At 38.7% G+C, this 19,447-nt stretch carries 16 protein-coding genes; 6 read left to right on the top strand and 10 right to left on the bottom strand.

Annotation, left to right across the window (positions count from 1 at the left end; all coding sequences use genetic code 11):
* Positions 1-76: 76 nt before the first annotated feature.
* From FHS59_RS19380 to FHS59_RS19370, 3 genes are all read left to right on the top strand, one after another.
* Positions 77-1,147, top strand: coding sequence for a carboxypeptidase-like regulatory domain-containing protein (locus FHS59_RS19380; protein WP_184497172.1), 1,071 nt, complete (start codon positions 77-79; stop codon positions 1,145-1,147).
* Between the two features lie 13 nt (positions 1,148-1,160).
* Positions 1,161-3,029: a gamma-glutamyltransferase family protein gene (locus FHS59_RS19375; RefSeq protein ID WP_184497170.1), complete on the top strand. Its 1,869-nt coding sequence runs from the start codon at positions 1,161-1,163 to the stop codon at positions 3,027-3,029.
* Between the two features lie 133 nt (positions 3,030-3,162).
* The gene (locus tag FHS59_RS19370; RefSeq protein WP_184497168.1) at positions 3,163-4,620 is read left to right on the top strand and encodes an amidohydrolase; all 1,458 of its coding nucleotides are present in this window, start codon (positions 3,163-3,165) and stop codon (positions 4,618-4,620) included.
* 56 nt (positions 4,621-4,676) lie between these two features.
* On the opposite strand, the gene FHS59_RS19365 is transcribed toward FHS59_RS19370, so the two are convergent.
* The 5 genes from FHS59_RS19365 to FHS59_RS19345 form a co-directional block, all read right to left on the bottom strand.
* The gene (locus FHS59_RS19365) at positions 4,677-5,021 is read right to left on the bottom strand and encodes a hypothetical protein (protein ID WP_184497166.1); all 345 of its coding nucleotides are present in this window, start codon (positions 5,019-5,021) and stop codon (positions 4,677-4,679) included.
* Between the two features lie 69 nt (positions 5,022-5,090).
* The gene (locus FHS59_RS19360; protein WP_184497163.1) at positions 5,091-6,758 is read right to left on the bottom strand and encodes a DUF6909 family protein; all 1,668 of its coding nucleotides are present in this window, start codon (positions 6,756-6,758) and stop codon (positions 5,091-5,093) included.
* A gap of 22 nt (positions 6,759-6,780) precedes the next feature.
* Positions 6,781-7,362 (bottom strand): peptide-methionine (S)-S-oxide reductase MsrA, encoded by a 582-nt coding sequence (msrA, locus tag FHS59_RS19355; RefSeq protein ID WP_184497161.1) that lies wholly within the window; start codon positions 7,360-7,362, stop codon positions 6,781-6,783.
* 36 nt (positions 7,363-7,398) lie between these two features.
* Positions 7,399-7,644, bottom strand: coding sequence for a hypothetical protein (locus tag FHS59_RS19350; RefSeq protein WP_184497159.1), 246 nt, complete (start codon positions 7,642-7,644; stop codon positions 7,399-7,401).
* Between the two features lie 8 nt (positions 7,645-7,652).
* On the bottom strand, positions 7,653-8,195 hold the full coding sequence (locus FHS59_RS19345; protein ID WP_184497157.1) for a class I SAM-dependent methyltransferase: 543 nt from the start codon (positions 8,193-8,195) through the stop codon (positions 7,653-7,655).
* A gap of 78 nt (positions 8,196-8,273) precedes the next feature.
* Here FHS59_RS19345 and FHS59_RS19340 point away from each other — a divergent pair, with 78 nt between their 5' ends.
* Positions 8,274-10,289: an LTA synthase family protein gene (locus tag FHS59_RS19340; RefSeq protein ID WP_184497155.1), complete on the top strand. Its 2,016-nt coding sequence runs from the start codon at positions 8,274-8,276 to the stop codon at positions 10,287-10,289.
* On the opposite strand, the gene FHS59_RS19335 is transcribed toward FHS59_RS19340, so the two are convergent.
* The 5 genes from FHS59_RS19335 to FHS59_RS19315 are packed head-to-tail and all read right to left on the bottom strand — an operon-like array spanning position 10,286 to position 16,125.
* Positions 10,286-11,467, bottom strand: coding sequence for a hypothetical protein (locus tag FHS59_RS19335; protein ID WP_184497153.1), 1,182 nt, complete (start codon positions 11,465-11,467; stop codon positions 10,286-10,288). The genes FHS59_RS19340 and FHS59_RS19335 overlap by 4 nt on opposite strands.
* Positions 11,468-11,478: 11 nt before the next feature.
* On the bottom strand, positions 11,479-12,705 hold the full coding sequence (locus FHS59_RS19330; protein WP_184497151.1) for a YaiO family outer membrane beta-barrel protein: 1,227 nt from the start codon (positions 12,703-12,705) through the stop codon (positions 11,479-11,481).
* 3 nt (positions 12,706-12,708) lie between these two features.
* Positions 12,709-14,169 carry a glycosyltransferase family 2 protein gene (locus tag FHS59_RS19325; protein ID WP_184497149.1) on the bottom strand — a complete coding sequence of 487 codons (1,461 nt, stop codon included), beginning with the start codon at positions 14,167-14,169 and terminating at the stop codon, positions 12,709-12,711.
* Positions 14,162-15,751, bottom strand: a complete 1,590-nt coding sequence (locus tag FHS59_RS19320) for a hypothetical protein (RefSeq protein WP_184497147.1) — start codon at positions 15,749-15,751, stop codon at positions 14,162-14,164. The genes FHS59_RS19325 and FHS59_RS19320 overlap by 8 nt, the downstream gene beginning before the upstream one ends.
* Positions 15,752-15,765: 14 nt before the next feature.
* A complete protein-coding gene (locus FHS59_RS19315; protein ID WP_184497145.1) occupies positions 15,766-16,125 on the bottom strand; it encodes a response regulator transcription factor in 360 nt (119 codons plus the stop codon).
* A 225-nt stretch (positions 16,126-16,350) separates the two neighbouring features.
* Between FHS59_RS19315 and FHS59_RS19310 the strand changes: the two genes are divergently transcribed.
* Positions 16,351-18,048 carry an amidohydrolase family protein gene (locus FHS59_RS19310; RefSeq protein ID WP_246388517.1) on the top strand — a complete coding sequence of 566 codons (1,698 nt, stop codon included), beginning with the start codon at positions 16,351-16,353 and terminating at the stop codon, positions 18,046-18,048.
* A gap of 4 nt (positions 18,049-18,052) precedes the next feature.
* Positions 18,053-19,438 carry an amidohydrolase gene (locus FHS59_RS19305; RefSeq protein WP_184497142.1) on the top strand — a complete coding sequence of 462 codons (1,386 nt, stop codon included), beginning with the start codon at positions 18,053-18,055 and terminating at the stop codon, positions 19,436-19,438.
* Positions 19,439-19,447 lie beyond the last annotated feature (9 nt).

Raw genomic sequence — 19,447 nt, 5'->3', positions numbered from 1 at the left:
AAGTATCCAGCTTCAAAATGGAATGATTACATCATTTTAGGTTATATTACTATACTAACGTGAAAAAGCCCAAACTATGATTACTAAGAAATTTCATCGGTCTTCCTGGTTGTTTATCCTGGCTTTTGTGGCATTGAGTGGATTCGAATCATTTGCACAAACTTTTCAAATTACCGGCAGAATCTTGGATTTAGACACTAAAGAATATCTTGATGGGGTAAGTGTAACCTTAACCGGAACCGCGTTTGGACAAGTTTCAAAAAGTGGGGGGAATTTTAAAATCGAAAATGTGGTGGGCGATAAATATACTTTGGCTCTCTCCTATCCTGGATATAACAAATATGAAAAAGTAATTCGACTTAATGAGGATGTAAATCTCGGAGATCTTTTATTGGTGAAATATGGTGCTGAAGGATCTGGTGCAGCCCTCCAAAAAACCATTCGAGCCAATAATATCACCAACTTATTTAATGATAGACCAAATATGATCGGTGGTAATGCTGTTTATGGAATTCCACCAGAACCCAAAAAGGTGGAAGGAACCAATTACCTGGACACTAAGTGGAATACTGCTTCATTGCTTTTATACAGAGATCAGCAACTATTAGAGGGCTTCAGAGTTCGGTATAATATTGTTTCAAACATGTTTGAATTAATGGAACCTGAAAACAACCTAGTTTCGGTTATGCCAGGCTTACGAATTCAGAATTTGGTTTGGGTAGATTCAACTTATAAAGTACCGAGATATTTTGTCAATGGGATGGATTTTAAGGATGAGGGTTCCCCAATTTCCGGTTTTTTTGAAGTCTTAATTGATGGGGAATTACCGCTCATGCGAAGAACTATGGCTGTTTTCAAAGAATCTAATTATAATACAGCATTGATGGTAGGAAACAGAAATGATCAAATCATCAAGCGAAATATCTATTATTATCTACGAGGTGAAGACGTTTATGAAATGCCAAATGGAAGAAAAAAGATTTTCGAAGTATTCGGCGATAGCGCTGAAGAAATGAAAGAATATACTGAAAACAATAGCATTGATCTAAAAGACCCCAGTGGACTTTTCCAATTATTCACCCATTATAATTCCCAGTTCCCTGGCTTTAAACCCATTATGAGCCAACTTTTAGACGAAAACCAATAAACAACCTATTCAAATGAGAAAATTTTACCTGATTGTTCTATTACTTCTATCCTGGAATGTAAACGGGCAAGGATTGCCTGGACTTGGAGCAGGTACCACCCCAACCAATAAACCCATTCTTCATGGGAAAGATTGGGTTGCAATTACAGGAAAACCACTTGGTGCCTCTGCTGGAGCAGCTATTTTCCAACAAGGAGGTAATGCGGTAGATGCAGCTTGTGCCATGATTGCCGCCACTTCCACCATGTGGGATGTACTCTCTTGGGGTGGAGAAACTCAGGCTTTGATCTATAATCCTAATACTAAAAAAGTCATTGCAATCAATGCCCTAGGGTATGCCCCAACTGGTGCAACGGTAGAGTTTTATAAATCCCAAGGAATGGATTACCCTCCCCAATACGGACCCTTAGCTGCCACGACTCCAGGAACACCAGGAGGAATAATGACCATGCTTGCTGAATACGGAACCATGAGTTTGGAACAAATATTAAAACCATCCATGGATCTTGCTAAAGGTTATCCGATTGAGGCGCAGACAGCCAATGCCATGGAATCGCAAAAAGCTAGAATCAAACAATGGTCTTATTCAAAGAAAATCTTTCTTCCACACCTTGGAGAAGAAAGAGAAGCTCCATCACCAGGAGAGATTTTTGTCCAGGAAGATTTATACCAAATGCTTTCAAAGCTAGTAGAGGCTGAAAAGAAAGCTTTAGCTGAAGGCAAATCAAGAAAAGAAGCTATTTATGCTGCCTATGACAGGTTCTATAAAGGAGATATCGCGAAGGAAATAGTAAGAGGTACAAGAGAACAAGGTGGACTTTTCACTGAAGAAGATTTAGCAAACTGGAAGGTAAAAATTGAAGAGCCGCTACATGTCAATTACAAAGGGATAGATGTCTACAAACTTCAAGAATGGACTCAAGGTCCTGCCCTGCTCCAATCTTTAAATATCCTTGAGAATTTTGACTTGAAATCAATGGGTTATAACTCAGCGAAATACATTCATACAGTGTACCAAGCGATGAACTTGGCATTTGCAGATCGCGATTTCTATTATGGAGATCCAGCATTTGTAAAGTCTCCGATGAAAGGATTGCTTTCCAAAGAATATGCAAAAGAAAGAGCCAAGCTAATTGGTGATAGAAATGATCCGAATATTACCGCTGGTGATCCTTATCCATTTCAAGGTGAAACCAATCCATATCTAGATCTTTTAAATAAGAATAAAGAGGCCATAGCTTTCAGAAATCCAGAGCAAATCAATACCAAACTGGACACTGAGTTTATCGACAACTTCCAAAAAGGCACAACATCCGTGGAAGCAGTCGATGCTGAAGGTTGGGTTGTTTCAGTCACCCCAAGTGGTGGTTGGATTCCAGCAGTCGTTGCTGGTAATACCGGTGTTGGCTTGTCTCAGCGTATGCAAAGTTTTGTTCTGGATGAAAACCTAAATCCATATAATTTACCAGAACCTGGAAAAAGACCTCGAGTGACATTGACGCCAAGTTTAGCAATGAAAGATGGAAAACCACTATTGGCTTTTGCAGTGCAAGGTGGTGACTCTCAAGATCAGAATTTGTTGCAGTTATTTCTAAATATGGTGGAATTTGGGATGAACGTTCAAGAATCGGTTGAAGCACCAAATTTCAACTCCTATCAAATGCAAAGTTCATTCGGAGATCATGAGGTAAGACCAGGAGCGATTGTCTTGAGAAATGATTCTCCGGATTGGGTGAATAAAGAATTGGCTTCAAAAGGATATTCCATCGAACTTTGGAACAAAACATCTGGCCCAATCAATGCAATCTGGTTTGATTGGAAGCATGGTACCTTCTGGGGTGGATCCAGTGATTATGGAGATGACTATGGAATCGCTTGGTAGACAGAAATCAAATTAGAATATTAAAGCAGCTGAAAGGCTGCTTTTTCTTTTTTTACCGATCCATAATCGAAGGCATTCAATTCTTAAATCAAAATTTTCCTTACCTTAAAAACACAAAAAAAACCATCAACCTATGAAAAAATTGTACCCTTCCCTCCTCCTAATTACAATCGGAATTTGGAGCAGTATTCCTTTGCAGGCGCAAAAGAAAGAGAAACCAAATCCCCTTAAAAATGAAGTGATCCAATCAGTCGATTCGCGCTTTGAAGCATTGACTGATTTGAGTGATAAAATATGGTCTTTTGAAGAAATAGCTTTTCAGGAAACTCAATCCGCTGCCGCCTTGTCTGATTATGCAGAAAGCCTTGGATTTAAAGTTACCCGAGGTGTTGGAGAGATTCCTACTGCCTTTGTAGCAGAATATGGTTCAGGTTCTCCTGTGATAGGGATTTTAGGGGAATTTGATGCACTTCCTGGACTTTCCCAAAATAAAGTTCCTTACAAAAGTCCCTTGCATGAAGATGCTCCAGGTCATGGTTGTGGACATAACCTTTTTGGCGTAGCCTCCTTAGGAGCTGCGGCGGCAATTAAAGACTTGATCGAAGAAGGAAAAATCAAAGGAACTGTTCGATTTTACGGGACTCCTGCAGAGGAGAAATTCTTTGGGAAATTATGGATGATCAGAGCTGGTTTATTTGAGGATGTAGATGTGGTGATGGATTGGCATCCAGCGGCAGAAACGAAAGCTGCTGTTCAAAAAGGTCTTGCTTTGGTAGACTTCCAAGTGGAATTTAGAGGACAAGCAGCACATGCTGCAGCGGATCCTTGGAATGGCAGATCGGCCTCTGATGCATTGGAACTTTACACCACAGGCATAAACTATTACAGAGAGCATATCAAACCGACTGTTAGAATCCATTATCATATTCAGGATGCTGGCCAGGTTGTCAATGTTGTTCCTGATTACAGCAGAATTTGGGTTCGTGTTAGGGATAGCAGTAGAGAGGGTTTGATGCCTGTTTATGAACAAGTCATGAAAATGGCTGAAGGTGCTGCCATCATGGCAAATGTGGATTACGAGGTGAATTTGATTTCAGGTATTCATGAAGTATTGGTCAATAGAACTGGATCTGCGGCCTTACAGAAGAATTTGGAGACTTTAGGGTCGATTTCTTACACCGAAGAAGAACAAGAGTTTGCAAAGAAAATTCAAGAGGCTACAGGAAAGCCTCAAATAGGTCTAGTCTCTGAGATTGAACCGATGGAAGAAACTGCTGAACATAGCATGGGTGGAAGTACCGATGTGGGAGATGTAAGTTATGTGGTGCCGACTATCAGACTTTCTGCGACCACTGCTCCAAATGGTACTCCTTGGCACTCTTGGGCTGTTGTTGCAGCTGGAGGTATGTCTATTGGGCATAAAGGAATGGCTTATGCTGCCAAAGCATTATCCATGACGATGGTAGATTTGTTCCAAAATCCTGAGTTGGTGGAAGCTGTGAAAGCTGATTTTAAGGAACATTTGGGAGATTATGTGTACAAAGGAATGGTACCTCCAGGACCTCCTCCGATTAAATCTAACCTTCAATAGAAAAGCAAGAGCCACTCAAAACTGAGTGGCTCTTTTGTTTTTGAAGCAGTTTTCGTTCAGGCTTCTTTAAATCCTAATTCCAGCATCTTGCTTTTTTGATTATTGGGAACCTCTAGATGAAACCTCCTTCCGGTAGTACAGAAACATGATTGACAAAACTGTTGTTCTGCTTCATCAGAAAAACCAATGAACCTAGCCTTCTTCACCCCTTCGGATTTCAGATAGTCTAAAATTGCCGATTTTAATTCATCGTCAGAATTTCCTCCCATGCTTGCCCAAGGGTCAGCGCAACCTGTTTGATCCCAATAAAATTCAGTTTTACCAAGGGCTCCGTCTTCACCACAACTTTGAATAAATACAAGGAAGAGGAAGAGCAATAGAAAATTGAGATGTTTATGCATTTCTGGATCAGCTTTGATTTGAAAGCAAGACGTAAAAAAATAGCTGCCTGTTAACAAGCAGCCTAGATTTTATGAAAACAACTTCTCCAGTATCTTATAGGTAATCAGATAAGTAGGCCTCACTCCTTCCATTCCCAATGCTCCAGAAGCCAAGGTACTTCCAGTCTCCAAAGGATTGTCAGAAGCATAATAGGCATATAAAACTTTGACATTGGAAGGTATACTTCTTCTGATTTTTGAAGCCGATTGTATTGCTTTTTGATAATGCGCTCCTTCCATTTCCAGACCCACGGCATTCCAACTTGATTGCATAAAATAGGTCAGAATATCCCTGTTTTGAAGGGATGTTCCCAAAACCGTAATCATTGAACCTTGATAAACTCCCAATCCGAAACCTTCAAAATCTGACTTTTTCAATTCGTTTTTAAAAGGGTAATTATCGGCAGTGCCTTCGAAAATATGGGAATTAGGAATCATTAAATCGCCCTTTCCGCCGTAAAGAATCCCTGCTTTTCCCATGATACTGGTAGAAACAACATTCAACGGGATATCTTTCTCTCCCTTTTTAAATGGCTTTAGAAGTTCATCGAAACATTCATAAGCCTGCTCTCCAAAAGCATAATCCATTACTACAAAGACCGGTCTTTTTTCCTTCTCTTTGTTTAGGCTTACTCCAGGTATTAATTCATCTTTTTCTAAAAGTGCTGTATCAATAATCTGTGCACCGATATTTGTGCCTGATTCATCAGGAAGGTCAATGAATCCATGTTTAAGAGCATAGTCATAAATGGCTTTTCCTTTATTTGATTTCGCTTTGACAGAGATATCCATCGCCACTTTTTCAATGGCTTCATAATCTTTTAGTCCTAAAAGCTGATGACCATAAATGGTATTTAATACCGAATGGAGATTCGCCGAAATCACATGAATAGGACGCTTGATCAGGTTCTTTTCTTCCAATGCCAATTTGATTCTTCTAGCCCAGAGTTCTCCGTAAACATGGTGACCTACTCGCTCTCTCAAAGTGGCAGAAAATGATATTTCTCGATCCAAGCCTTTGTTCTTTTCTTCAAAAGCCAATCTTCCCATATGATAAACGATGGAGAATAGGCTATTGGAATTGGAGGACTTTTCAAATTTCTCTACAGCAGCAACCGTTTCTTCAAAGGTTCTTCCGATCAAGTGGCTTAAATAAGCACTTGCAGCTTCTTTTTCAAAGGTTTCACCTGCCTCCTCTTTCTTCACCAGTTCCTCCAGCATAATCCAATTTTGGGAAATTTTACCTTTTGGATCGGTACTGTTATTCAGAATCTTTCGGGATTCGATGTATAAAAATGTCAGGTGAGTCAGAATATCATAAATATCAGATCTGCCTCTGGTCATTTCCACATACATCACCTGATCATCCAATCGATAACAGTTCCTTTTTCGCTTTGGTGGAACGATAGGAGTCAAATGAGAAGTCTCATACCCTTCCCGGCTGATCAATCGCACATATCGACATTCCTCAATTCCTCTTGGAAGTCGCTCCATGACATATAGCAAACCATCCAATTCTATTTTTTCTTGGTCAGTAATGGTACCATAGATCTCTGGACTTAACACCATCAATGCGCTTACCAGACTTTCCCCGGAAATACCCATGGGTTTATAAGTACCACGGGTAAAAAGATGCCGCATCGTAATATACATTCGCTCGATAGCAGCTCTGGATTCTTGTGCTCTGGTTCTCTTCATTGTTAGCATACAAAAACTGATTTTAGGGTTTCAGCTCCTTTTGAAAGAATTTTTCCAATTTGTTCACTTTAGGTTTAATTACAAATTGGCAATAAGGTTGATGACCATTTTGGTTAAAATAGTCCTGATGATAATTTTCTGCGGGGTAGAAGCTTAATAATGGCTCAATTTCGGTGACGATATGTTTATCAAAAACACCAGACTCATTCAATTGCTCTTTTAATTCCTTTGCTAGCTTTTGCTGAGTCTCACTCACATAATAAATTCCCGAACGATATTGAGGGCCAGAATCAGCACCTTGTCTATTCAGGGAGGTAGGATCATGGGTAGCAAAGAATACTTCTAGGATTTTATGCAAGCTTATAACTTTTGGATCAAAATAAACCTGAATGACCTCATTATGCCCAGTGGTCCCAGAACACACCTCTTGGTAACTTGGATTCTCTATAATTCCATTTGAATAGCCGGAAACTACTTTATGTACGCCTTTCAAACGTTGAAAAACCGCTTCTGTACACCAAAAACACCCTGCTCCCAAAGTGATCAATTCCTGCCCATCAGGAACATGTAACGGGGTTTTTGGAAAATTTACTTGATTGTCCATTAGTCTATTTTTCCTAGTTCAACAGATACAAATCAATTAAGGTTTGGTATTACACTTTATTTTGAATGAATAATTACTGAGTTCAGAGAATTGAATTTTTGGATCTTTCGACTTCAACACAATTTCTCCCTCTTGTAGAAGTTCTTCCAACAGACTTTTCAACTCAGGAAGGAATTGATCCCAATCCTCAGGAAACATAATTTTGAGAATATCTTCGGGATAAAAGAATGCTTTTTTATTCTTCCTGCACATTTCCAGAAGGGCTGTTTTCAGGATATCCATTGCAAAAATTATTTACAAACCATCACAAATGCAGGAGGTAGATTTTTCAAAGTAAAACTTGAACTCACTGATTTAAAATGCTTCTTAAATAGACCTTTAAGCAAATAAGAATAGCAAATTTGAATAAAGTAGCCACTATTGTTAAGAGCGGAGCTGCTTTGGCGAAGGATCTCATCCCGAATTTCAGGAGAAATAAAACTAAATGGTAAGGAAGAAAAAATGTAATCTACCTTCTTTCCATCAAGATATTTGTGAATGTTTTCTGCAGAATCGTTGATGATCTTTACATTTTCCTGGGGAAACTGTTTTTTCATCGCTTCACAAAAAGAACTACTGATCTCAAATACCAGAAGTTCGGCATCAGGTGCCAATCGATCAACAATACCTTGTGTAATGCTTCCATCTCCTCCTCCCATTTCCACAATTAATTTTGCTTGGGACAAATCGGAAAAAGAAAGCATTTTATTTACTAATGCTTTTGAACTGAATGTTAGAGCTCCAGTGGTGCTCAAATTGGTGTAAAGTTCAATTAAGAGATCTGATTTACTCATTTTATTGTTTTGACTGCTTGAAGATACCCGATTTTACCCTATCTTTTCAGCCTTCACTCAAAAACTTATCGATCGATTATGGCCCAAAAAGCCGAAATTAGGTCCAACCTTCCTAATCAAGTCAAATCAATTTTAGGTGATTTCTGGGGAATGGCCTTTGTATTTATTTTACTGATGCTGATAATCAGGTTTTTAGAATTAAAACTGATTTTTAACACTCATCTGCTCCAATTTAACCTTTCTGACGTATTGTTTTCTAGCCTCATAGAAGATTTAGGCTGGTATTTATATTTCATAGGTTTATTGCTGGTTTTCCATATCATCCTTAGCATTTTCTCAACCAGCCTGGCAAGATGGCTTAGCTTAACGGTCTTTGTCCTGGCAGTAATTATACAAGGTGCACTCATCAGCTACTTTTTAAAAACTTTGCTTCCTCTGGGGAGTGATGTGTATGGTTATAGCTTTGATGATTTGCTTGCTACTGTCCAGGCCTCCGGCCAATTAAATGCACTAAACATTATCTCTGGTTTTATAGGAGCTTTCATCATAGGAGGAATCCTTTATTTAGGAATCCGCTTTTTGAAGTTCCAACTCAAATCCTATCTAATAATTTCTGCTTTTACCTACATCTTTATTTTCTTTTATGTTCTTTTTCCGGCTAATGATTCCAATTTGGCTAGTGAAAACAAAAGCAATGTTCAGATAAATAAAACCCACTTTTTGGCTCAGGCATCCTTTAACTATTTCATGTTTGATGATAATTATTATTTCGATTTCTATCTGAGGCCTACTGGAAATGATTTAGTGGTGAAAAAAGAGTTTATGGATGACAATTATCCTTTTGCCCATGTGGCGGAATATCCGGATGTGTTAAGTCCATTTTTTGACAGTTTAGATTCAAAACCTGATATCGTATTTATATTTTTTGAAAGTTTAGGTAGTGCCTATTCCGGTAAAACTGCCTATCTGGGAAGTTTTACTCCCTTTCTTGATTCCTTGGGTGAGCATGGTTTAGTCTGGGAAAATGCAATTTCCTCAACGGGTAGAACATTTGGAATCCTTCCTGGTACAATGGCCGGCTTGCCTTTTGGTAAAAATGGATTTCTGGAATTTTCCCCAGATTTTCCTTACCATGAAAGTCTATTGAGTATACTCAAAAAAAATGATTACGAATCGGAATTTTATATCGGATCAGATCAAAACTTTGATAATGAAGGTAGCTTTTTGAAATACCATCAGGTTGATAAAATTATTGATCAACAGAATTACGGGGCAGAATTTGAGAAAACCCCTTCAGAAACTGGTTTTTCTTGGGGTTATCCCGATAAGGCTTTATTTACAAATGGACTTCAAAAACTTCCTGCATCTGACGATAAGCCACAGTTGAGAATATTTCAGACCCAGACTTCACATGACCCGTACATCGTTCCTACTCCTGAGATTTATAAGCCGAAATTAAGAAGCTATTTATCAAATGATTTGGGTTTTAGTGAAAGCAAAGTTACGGACTACCTCTCCTATGAAAATATTTATATGACGCTTCTATATGCAGATGATGCGATCAGGGATTTTTTTAGTGAGTACAAAAAGAGACCGGAATTTGAGAACACCATATTTATTATCACTGGTGACCATAGACTGCCTGAAATTCCGATGGCAACCCGTTTAGATCGATTCAGAGTTCCTCTGATCATGTATTCCCCAAAGCTAAGCCGTCAGGAGCGTTTCAAAGGTGTTGTGTCGCATTGGGAAATCACTCCATCAATCTTGGCATTCCTTCAAAAACAAGTGGCGATTAATTTACCGGAAGAGGTTATCTGGCAAGGCCAGGTTATGGATACTTCGCAGACTTTCCAGTCCAGGATAGCCATGCCTTTAATGAGAAATAAAAACCAATTATTGGATTACATCCATGGAGATTATTTCCTCTCTGATGGGCAGCTATTTCTAGTCAGTGATGGATTAAATATTGATCCTATCCAAGACCTTCAAGTCTCCAATCGAATGGTAGGTGAATTTGAAGAGTTTAAAAACCGGAATAATTATCTAATCCAAACGAAAAAGCTACTTCCAAAAATAGAACCTAGAGATTAATTCTTGGACTGGTAGGCAGAATTCAGAATTGATGAGGTTAAAGGAAAATAGTAATTCCAAAAGAAACTCTCTCTATCCGTGTAATCAGATACCATATGAAGGCCTTTCCAAAAGAGTGGTAGACCTGTGAATTTTGCAGAGCCTAAATCCACTCTTATATCAGAGAAATCCCCTGCGAAATAATAAATTTTCCCTTTGCCGTTTTCTTTGACAATGGCTGCTGGGAAAAATCTAGGCAAGCCCATGCTTCTTAGTTTCTCCAATCCTTCGGTGGTAGGATTAATATCGTAATAGGAAATCACTTTGTATTCCCTTTCTATCAATACCACATCAAACCAGTCTGGGTAAGGCACAATCTCAGGTAATACACTGCCTATTGGATTGATTTTCTGGGTTCTGATCAGTGGGATTTTATTCTGATAATCTTCCTCAAAAGTTAAACCTTCTATTCTTCCGTCTTCGTGCAAAAAGATCAGTCCTGCTCCAGCTGGCAACCAGTCTCCATTATGCTGTTTTTTGTACTGATAACGCATCCATTTTGGCACCTCCTGATTGACGATGGTGTCCAATTCATCAAAATACCTTCCTATCCAGCCAGTCCATTTGATTCCCATCAGATTTTCAAATTCCGTACGAACTTCTTTGGTCGTTGGACTGGCCATACTATTGAATTCAGCAATCAAGGTTTTTTCCTGATTTTTTACCTCGGTCAATAACTCAATGTCTTTACTATCTAATCCTCCATAAACCTTCTTTCTGACAGGAATCTGGGCTTCTATTTCTGGATTATCTGGAGTGGTCATCACCCCATAAGTGTCGGTAATAAATACCACATCCAAATTTGACACTTTGTCTTTGATCATTTGTGAAGAAAGTCCAGAAAGGTCTTTTATTTCAGGCTTTTTTTGCTCTCCTGCAGGGAAATAACCCAGGTAATCAGTCTTCTTATTGTAAAGCTCATTGTCTTTTTTAGTGAACTTTTGATAGTCCAGCACCCAAAACAAGCTACTATGTTCTACCAAATCAGGACCCAAAACGGTTTTGTCCATGACAAGCAAGTTCAGGTTTTTCTTTGGATAGAATTCCCATATCCCATAACTGATCAAGGGAACCAAAACAAAGAATGCCAGGAAAGGAAAAATTCGTTTTAGATAGATTTTTAACTCTTCAGAGATCATAATTCTAGGTATTAAAATCTATATTCTAGACCTAAAGTGAAGTTCAGGTCATTTCTGAAGTTATCCGCACTTAATTCATCCTTACTGTAACCTGTGTAAGCAGAAATCAAAAAACGAGGGCTTATCAATTGCTGATATCCAAGTCTGGCTCGGTAGGAATTCAATAATTGGGTTTGATCCCTGTTTTCTTCATCAGGAGAAACTCCGGAACTCAACTGGATACTGAAAAAATCCTCAGCAGTTTTGAAGTAATACCTGGCCTGAAAGTTTGCGGATGTACTGACTTTTCCATCATAAGGAATCACGTTTGCTCTCAAGTTTAGCCACCAATTACCAACATATTTACCAAGGGAGGCCGTGATGATATGGGTTCCTTCGGTAAAACCTAAATATCTATAACCACCTTCCACTTCCCAGGCATTTTCCAGGTTGTAATAAATAGAAGTACCAAATCTGAATTTCGGGAAGAAACTGGCCTTAGAGCCACCTATGTTGACATAGGCATAAGCTTTTTCTCCCAAAGAAGGATAAGCATCTAGTTCAAATAAAGTACCCTGTGAATCAAATCTGGAAGTTTGTGTAACTCTGGCAATCAAGGAACCGGTAAATTTGGTTTGGGTTCTACCATAAAATGAAAAGGTATTCCATGGGGTCAAATCACCTTGAAAATTATCATAATCATAAGTCATACCTATGGCATTGGTTCTCCCTAATCGTCGTAAGTTTTGGATATAAGAAAGAATTCCATCAGTTCGGTACCCATTATCAAAAAGATCTTCCGCTATTTCCTGAGCTTCATCATAGGAGTCTTGATAATAATAGAGCCTTGATTCCTTGTATTTTAAATCGTCTGGAAGCTGATTTTCAAAGTTCTTTTTAGCTGTTTCTAAAACCTGATCGGCTTTTTCATAATTCCCTTCCCACATCAGGTTATCCAAACTGGCTGAATAGGCATCGACATATTTTGGAGAAGCATTAATGGCACGATCCAAATAAATCGAAGCAGAATCATTTTTACCTTCCCAAGCGTAACTCCTACCCACTAAAATCAGGATATCTGCATAATCAGGGTATCTTTCCAAAGCCCTAAATGCCACTTTTCTCCCTTCATTGTATTTCTTATCAAAAATCAATTCTCTAGCTTCTTTTAGCAATTCGTCGGGATCAAAAGAATCCTGAGCCTGTACAGAGCCGATAAAAAGGAATCCAAGAAATAATAGTATACAGATTTTTTTCATAGCTCAAGAATTGGTTTGAGGTTCAAAGTTCTTTCTGTCTTCAGATTTCTTGAACCCTGTACGGATCATCTGTCCCCAGCCACCTTTGCCTTTGATAAAGTCAATATGTCCTTTCAGGCCCCAAAAGACCACTTTTGGATGAATGATAAAGGGTTCCAGTAAAACAGTTGCAATCAACTTATTAAGATCTTTCTTTTCCTTATAATTATTAAAAGCAATCTGTTCGTAAAGAATGCTAAAGGAAGTGACCAAAACTGCCAAAAGATACATCATTGAATAAAGGGCTATAAAATAAAAAGCACTGAATTCACCGATAATAAGTAATGTCAGGATATATAAAACTCCTGTGAGTTCAATAATCGGTGCAAATTTCTCAAAGACACTCCAATATGGGTATGACAACATTCCCATAAGGCCGTATTTTGGATTAAATCGGATAGTTTGATGCAGCTGTAATGTTTCTATAGTTCCTCTAATCCATCTATTTCGCTGACGGGATAAAACAGCCTCATCCTCAGGTACTTCTGTCCAGCACAATGGATCAGGCACAAAACCTACTTTATATGGAATTTTTTGTTCCTCCATATACCTCCTCATCCGCACTACAAGTTCCATGTCCTCACCAACGGTTTTTGGAAAATATCCACCTACCTTCAAAACTAATTCCCGGTTAAAGAATCCAAAAGCGCCAGATATAAGCATCAAACCATTCACTCTGGTCCATGCCATCCTTCCCATCAAAAAGGCACGGAAATATTCTATCACCTGAAATCTCCCAAGGAAGCTTTTAGGAATTCTATAAGTTGTAACGGTTCCGTCTTTGACATCGCAGTTATTCGCTATGCCGATTGCTCCACCTACTGCAATTACTTTTCTGTTGGTTTCTTCCATAAACGGCCTAACCATTCTTGTCAGAGATTCATGGGAAAGAATACAATCCACATCTATACATGAGATGATTTCCATGGAGGACACATTGATACCCGCATTCAAAGCATCTGCTTTACCCCCGTTTTCTTTATCTATAACCAAAAGCTTGCTGAAGGATTTATTATTGGATTTATAAACTCCTTGCACTGCCTTACATTCTATCTGGTAGTTGTAGGCATAATTGGTTTTACTCAAGTCAAAAGCCTTGATCAATTTATCCAAAGTATCATCCTTTGAACCATCATTTACTATGATCACTTCATACTTTCCATAATGGAGTGAAAGTAAGCTTTTCACGTTCTGAACAATGTTTTGAGCTTCATTGTAGGCAGGTGCCACGATAGAAACCCCTGGTGCAATAGGAGAAGTAATGATGTCTTGATAATCAGCAAACCTATTTCTTCTCAAATGGTCTCTTAGTTCCAATGCACTTAGAAACATGGTAATGAGGTAAATCGCGATTACAGAAAAACTGATGATCAAAAACCCAACCCCCAGCACTTCCAAAAGAAGATAAAACAGAAAATTATACATGTTGAAGCAAAGGGTCTAGCAGGTGGGTTTTAATTCGTAAAGTATCCTTATCTCTGTTTTTGGACACATATTCATTATACATGCTTTCATCGAGCTTTTTCAAGCTATCCAAAAGAAGCCTTCTGGTATTGAAATCTGGATTTTCGTCCAATAATTCTATTAAAATATGAGCAGAGGCTTGATCTCCAATCGTACCGGAAACTCTTGCCGCAGCAATCATTAGATCCTTATTTTCTGACCTGAGGCATTGATTGATGAAAAATGCCTCGGTATTGATTCCGATTACTTCATAGGTATTTAGGATTTCAATCTTTTCTTCATCCGCTACATTAGGAGCCACTTCGGCAAGCTTTTCTACCAATTCTATTCTGCCTAATAGCCTCACCAGCTTATACCCAAATAACCTTACAGTCTTATTTTTACCTTCAAATAAAGGTGTCAGGTCCAGAGATTTTTGAATGTGCAAATACTTGATAATCCTTAGGTAATTCATTTGCTGCCATCTGGAAAGCGGGAAGGATTGCTCTTTGATTTTGGATAAATCCACCTTCTCAGAAAGATTCAAAACTGTAGAAATAGCCTGGGATCTGATATAAAAGTTAGAGGAATCGGTGAGTTCTTTAACTTTAGGTAGCGCTTCCACCAAATCCATTTCATTGATATGCACCAAACCGTTAGTGACGATGTCCCAACGCTTATTTTTCAATTTTGAAATCGAGATAATATCCAGACCGAATTTCTTGTATAAGGACTTTAGCTTATCCTTAAAATCCCCTTTCATTTTCTTATTTAAGGAAATGATATTTTCGATCAGAACCAGCTTAAATAGCTTTCTTTTATAATGTTTTTCAGGGAATATTTTGAGAATATCTTCCTCTGTCAATGCATCGATTTCTTCCAGTGATTTCTCAAAAAGAATCTCTGATATCGGTCCGATGATCATGTTTTCATATTCCTTTTTCAGTGCTTCTACCCTGCTGTGATTTGCCTTGATGATCAACATGAAAATAATCATCCCAATAGCCATCAGTAGGAAAAAAGTAATAATGCTAATCACGATGACCAGTTTGTAGTCAGAGAAAAAATGAAATCTATATTTTACCAATGGTTCGTAAGGAATCAAATTGGCAAGAAGTACCAATTCCTCTCCTACTTCAGGAGTCTTTTCAGGAATAAAAATATCCCTGTTTCTCCAAAGGTTGCTAATGTATTCCTGCGCTGCCAGAAGGTCTGAATTCTCTTCATAAATCAAAAAATTAGGCACAACCAAAGAAGAATCCTCAGCCATTAAACCTTTTCCTGCAGCTTCCCAATCAGAAAACTTAGTAAATGCTTTTGATACCCAAAGCCCATCTTCTCTTTTTGAGAAGCTTAAGGTTGAATCAGCCAATAAATCAGCGGTAAGCACATTTGGCTGTGCCTGATATCTGAACTGTAATGAAGGGACCTCTTCTTGGAGTTTTAGAAAATTAAAAAATGAGATGGAATCTGTAAATGGAATGCTGTCTTGTGAATAAACCTGGTTTATACAGCATAGGAAAAAGGTCAAGAATAGGGAGATTCGGGTAAAGGTTTTTCTCATATTTCACCTAAAATTTACCTAAATATTCTTTTGACCCGGATAGCAAGTTCATTTGGATTAAATGGCTTGGGGATAAAGTCAGCCACTCCAAGATTAAATGCTTCCAGCACTATTTTTTCTTCTTCACCTAAGGAACTCAATACTATTATAGGTGTATCGGGTTTGTTTTCGCGTGCAAAATGAATGATTTCTATCCCACTTTTAAATGGCATCATTACGTCCGTAATAATTAAATCAGGATCTAAAGATTCAATAGCAGCAACGCCTTCGTTCCCATCTTTTACAAGAAAGGTTTCGTAGCCATCTTTTTTTAATCGGAATTGAACTAAACTTGATATCAATAAATCATCCTCGATTATTAGGATTTTTTTCATAATAAGGGGTTAAACTCTGGTTAAAGATAGCACTCAGAGTAGAATTTCAATAACTAAATACCAATCAAGTAAATATTTTAAAGAAGGTTTGTATTTGGAACCTTGGAAATAGTATTTCAAAACTATTTCTCTGCCATTTGTCAAAAAAATAGAATCAAAAAATAAATACAAAAGGATTCTGTAATCCCTTTTATTAGCTTGCTTCTTAGTCTAACCATCAACAACATGAAAAAAACATTACTGAAAGCAAGTGTTCTTGGTATTATGGTTATGGGTTGGATTTCTACTCAATCACTTTGGGCTCAAAGTGATCCGACTGGAAAGAAACCAATCACCTCAACCTATGCCATCACCAATGCAACAGTTTTTACTGCCCCCGGAAAAGCTGGCACAAAATCAACAGTCTTGATCAAAGACGGTGTGATCCAAGGAGTCGGTAGCAATTTAAGTCTCCCTAAAGAGGCAAGAATCATTGCAGGAGATTCCTTATTTATCTACCCAGGATTTATTGATGGAGGAAGTGATGCTGGCATTACTGCTCCAAAGGATCCGGAAAGACCAAAAGACTTTGCGTCCAATAATCCGCCGGATGAAATTGCAGGGATTACTCCTTGGAGATCAGCTGTGGATCAGTACTCTGCAGCGGATAACAAAGTAGAGGATTTCAGAAAAGCAGGATTTACAATCGCACAAATCCTTCCTGACGGAGGAATGATCGCTGGGAAGGCGGCCATTGTGGTTTTTGGTTCTGAATACTCTACCAATGTTTTGAAAACAAACACTGCACTATTGGCAAGCTTCCGCGGTGCAAGAGGAATGTATCCAGGTACGGCCGTAGGTGTAATGGCTAAATTCAGAGATGTTTATCAAAACACTAAACTCACTAAAGGAAGAGACGAACAATACCAAACTGTTGCCGGTGTCACGAGACCTGAGGTCAATCCTACTTACAGTGCGATGATGGATGTGATCAATTCTCAAGTACCAGTGATGTATCAGGCTTCTTCTGAACTTGAAATCAGAAGAGCAATCAGCCTTCAAAAAGAATTGGGCTTTAAATTGATTCTTACGGGTGTTGAAGATTATGCAAATGTGATCGATGTGATCAAAGCTGCTAATGTTCCTGTTTTGATCTCTTTGGAAATTCCTGACGATAAGGCAATCAAAGCTCAAAAAGAAAAGGATGTTAATGAGTCTGTTAAAGCTCAATATTCACGGGTAAAAGAAGCATATGACAATGCCATCAAACAAGCTGGTTTATTGGAAGAAGCTGGAATTCCTTTCGCATTCACCACAGCTGGAACAAAAGCCAGCGATGTCATGAAGTCTTTAAACACCATGATTGAAAATGGATTGAGTGAGGAAGCAGCTTTGGCCGCTTTGACTACCAATGCAGCTTCTATTTTAGGTATGAGCAGAGTTGCTGGAACCATCGAAAAAGGTAAAATGGCCAATTTGGTGATCAGCACTGATTCATTATTTGCAGAAGATAGCCAAATCAAACATGTGGTTGTGGATGGATATATCTACGATTTTGAGACCAAAGCAAAAAAGAAAGCAGGTAAATCAGAAGATGGTGCTCCTGCAAAAGTTGCTGGGTCATGGGATTATGAAACTGAATCTCCTGCAGGAAGTTCGGGAGGCGTTTTCCAAATTGCCCAAGATGGAAGCGATTATACTGGAACGATCACGCTGGACGATCCTTCTGGATCCGGCAAGATCAATGCGGATTTAAAAGACATTACTGTCAATGGCAAGTCTATGTCCTTTGCATTTGATATTGCAGCAGGTGGAATGAACATCACGATCAATGTATCTGGTGAAGTTGAAGGGCAAAGCTTTGACGGAACTATGTCAGTGGATCAATTTGGTACATTCCCTTTCAAAGCTACACTTAACCCAACCTTAATCGCAATCAAGTAAAGACATGAAAAAGCTGAATTATTTTCTTGCTGCTTTGTTGGGCCTAAGTATTACTTATGCTTCTGCTCAAACTAAAAAAGGTAGCGTTCTGATAAAAAATGCCACTGTTTTGACTGTCACTAAGGGCACATTGGAAAACTCCGATGTCTTGGTTCAAGACGGAATCATCAAACAAGTGGGTCAAAATATTTCTGCTCCAAATGGCGTGGAAACGATTGATGCAACTGGCAAATACTTAATGCCTGGAATCATCGATGCGCACTCTCATGTGGCATTGGATGTAGTCAATGAAGCTACTTCCCCTATTGTGGCGGAAGTAAGAATGAGAGATATGGTCAATCCATTCGAAGTGGGATTGTATCGTGCTTTGGCTGGTGGTGTGACCATCTCCCATGCAATGCACGGTTCCGCTAACGTAGTTGGTGGCCAAAATGTAACCTTAAAGCATCGTTGGGGTTCTGAAGATCCTGCTGATATTATTATGCAGGATGCTCCTCGAACAATCAAATTTGCTTTGGGTGAAAATCCAACCAGAGTTCATGGCCGTGGCCGTGGTATCCAACCAAGAACTAGAATGGGTGTGGAAGCTATTTTGAGGAATGGTTTCAATGAAGCGCTACAATACAAGAAAGCTTGGGAGGATTATAATGCTGCTGCTTCCCAAAAAGGAAATACCAAAACTGCTCCTGAGTACGACGAAAGATTGCAGACTTTGGCAGATATCCTAGATGGCAAGATCATCATCCATTGTCACTCTTATAGAGCGGATGAAATCTACATGTTGATCAATGTTGCTAGAGATTTCGGAATCACCAAATTGGTTTTCCAACATACCAATGAAGGATTTAAAGTGGCTCCAGAAATCGCTGAGTACACCATGGGAGCTTCTGTATTCGCTGATTGGTGGGCTTATAAAATGGAAGTTTACTATTCCACAGCTTTTAATGCTGCTATCCTTACCAAAAACGGAGCAATCACTTCTATCAATTCGGATTCTGCTGAATTGATCCGTCACCTGTATCATGAGGCTGCAAAAACCCAGAGATATGGTGGAATGAATGATGATGAAGCTTTGGCGATGATCACCATGAATCCAGCGAAACAACTCGGTATTTCTGATAAAGTAGGATCTATTGAAGTTGGAAAGCAGGCTGATTTGGTAATTTTCGAAGGCCATCCCCTATCTGTCTATGCTGTACCGCAAAAGACATTTGTGGATGGTGTGAAATACTTTGACATCGAGAAAGATACTGATGATCAGAGACTTCGAGTAAGTGCTACTGAAATGGTAGAGCCTATCTTCTTGACTGAAGAGGATCATAGATGTATGCAGGATGTTGAGTTAAACTTCTCTGATATCTCTAAAACTTTATTCAATACCAATTATTAATTCCCAAAA

The organism is Algoriphagus iocasae, from assembly GCF_014206875.1.
Lineage (GTDB): Bacteria > Bacteroidota > Bacteroidia > Cytophagales > Cyclobacteriaceae > Algoriphagus > Algoriphagus iocasae.
This window is presented reverse-complemented; position numbering and strand designations above follow the sequence as displayed.

Bases quoted from the DNA above. Each gene is read 5' to 3' on its own strand.
- FHS59_RS19380 (WP_184497172.1), top strand. From the start codon at position 77: ATGATTACTAAGAAATTTCATCGGTCTTCCTGGTTGTTTATCCTGGCT.
- FHS59_RS19375 (WP_184497170.1), top strand. From the start codon at position 1,161: ATGAGAAAATTTTACCTGATTGTTCTATTACTTCTATCCTGGAATGTA.
- FHS59_RS19370 (WP_184497168.1), top strand. From the start codon at position 3,163: ATGAAAAAATTGTACCCTTCCCTCCTCCTAATTACAATCGGAATTTGG.
- FHS59_RS19365 (WP_184497166.1), bottom strand. From the start codon at position 5,021: ATGCATAAACATCTCAATTTTCTATTGCTCTTCCTCTTCCTTGTATTT.
- FHS59_RS19360 (WP_184497163.1), bottom strand. From the start codon at position 6,758: ATGAAGAGAACCAGAGCACAAGAATCCAGAGCTGCTATCGAGCGAATG.
- msrA (WP_184497161.1), bottom strand. From the start codon at position 7,362: ATGGACAATCAAGTAAATTTTCCAAAAACCCCGTTACATGTTCCTGAT.
- FHS59_RS19350 (WP_184497159.1), bottom strand. From the start codon at position 7,644: ATGGATATCCTGAAAACAGCCCTTCTGGAAATGTGCAGGAAGAATAAA.
- FHS59_RS19345 (WP_184497157.1), bottom strand. From the start codon at position 8,195: ATGAGTAAATCAGATCTCTTAATTGAACTTTACACCAATTTGAGCACC.
- FHS59_RS19340 (WP_184497155.1), top strand. From the start codon at position 8,274: ATGGCCCAAAAAGCCGAAATTAGGTCCAACCTTCCTAATCAAGTCAAA.
- FHS59_RS19335 (WP_184497153.1), bottom strand. From the start codon at position 11,467: ATGATCTCTGAAGAGTTAAAAATCTATCTAAAACGAATTTTTCCTTTC.
- FHS59_RS19330 (WP_184497151.1), bottom strand. From the start codon at position 12,705: ATGAAAAAAATCTGTATACTATTATTTCTTGGATTCCTTTTTATCGGC.
- FHS59_RS19325 (WP_184497149.1), bottom strand. From the start codon at position 14,169: ATGTATAATTTTCTGTTTTATCTTCTTTTGGAAGTGCTGGGGGTTGGG.
- FHS59_RS19320 (WP_184497147.1), bottom strand. From the start codon at position 15,751: ATGAGAAAAACCTTTACCCGAATCTCCCTATTCTTGACCTTTTTCCTA.
- FHS59_RS19315 (WP_184497145.1), bottom strand. From the start codon at position 16,125: ATGAAAAAAATCCTAATAATCGAGGATGATTTATTGATATCAAGTTTA.
- FHS59_RS19310 (WP_246388517.1), top strand. From the start codon at position 16,351: ATGAAAAAAACATTACTGAAAGCAAGTGTTCTTGGTATTATGGTTATG.
- FHS59_RS19305 (WP_184497142.1), top strand. From the start codon at position 18,053: ATGAAAAAGCTGAATTATTTTCTTGCTGCTTTGTTGGGCCTAAGTATT.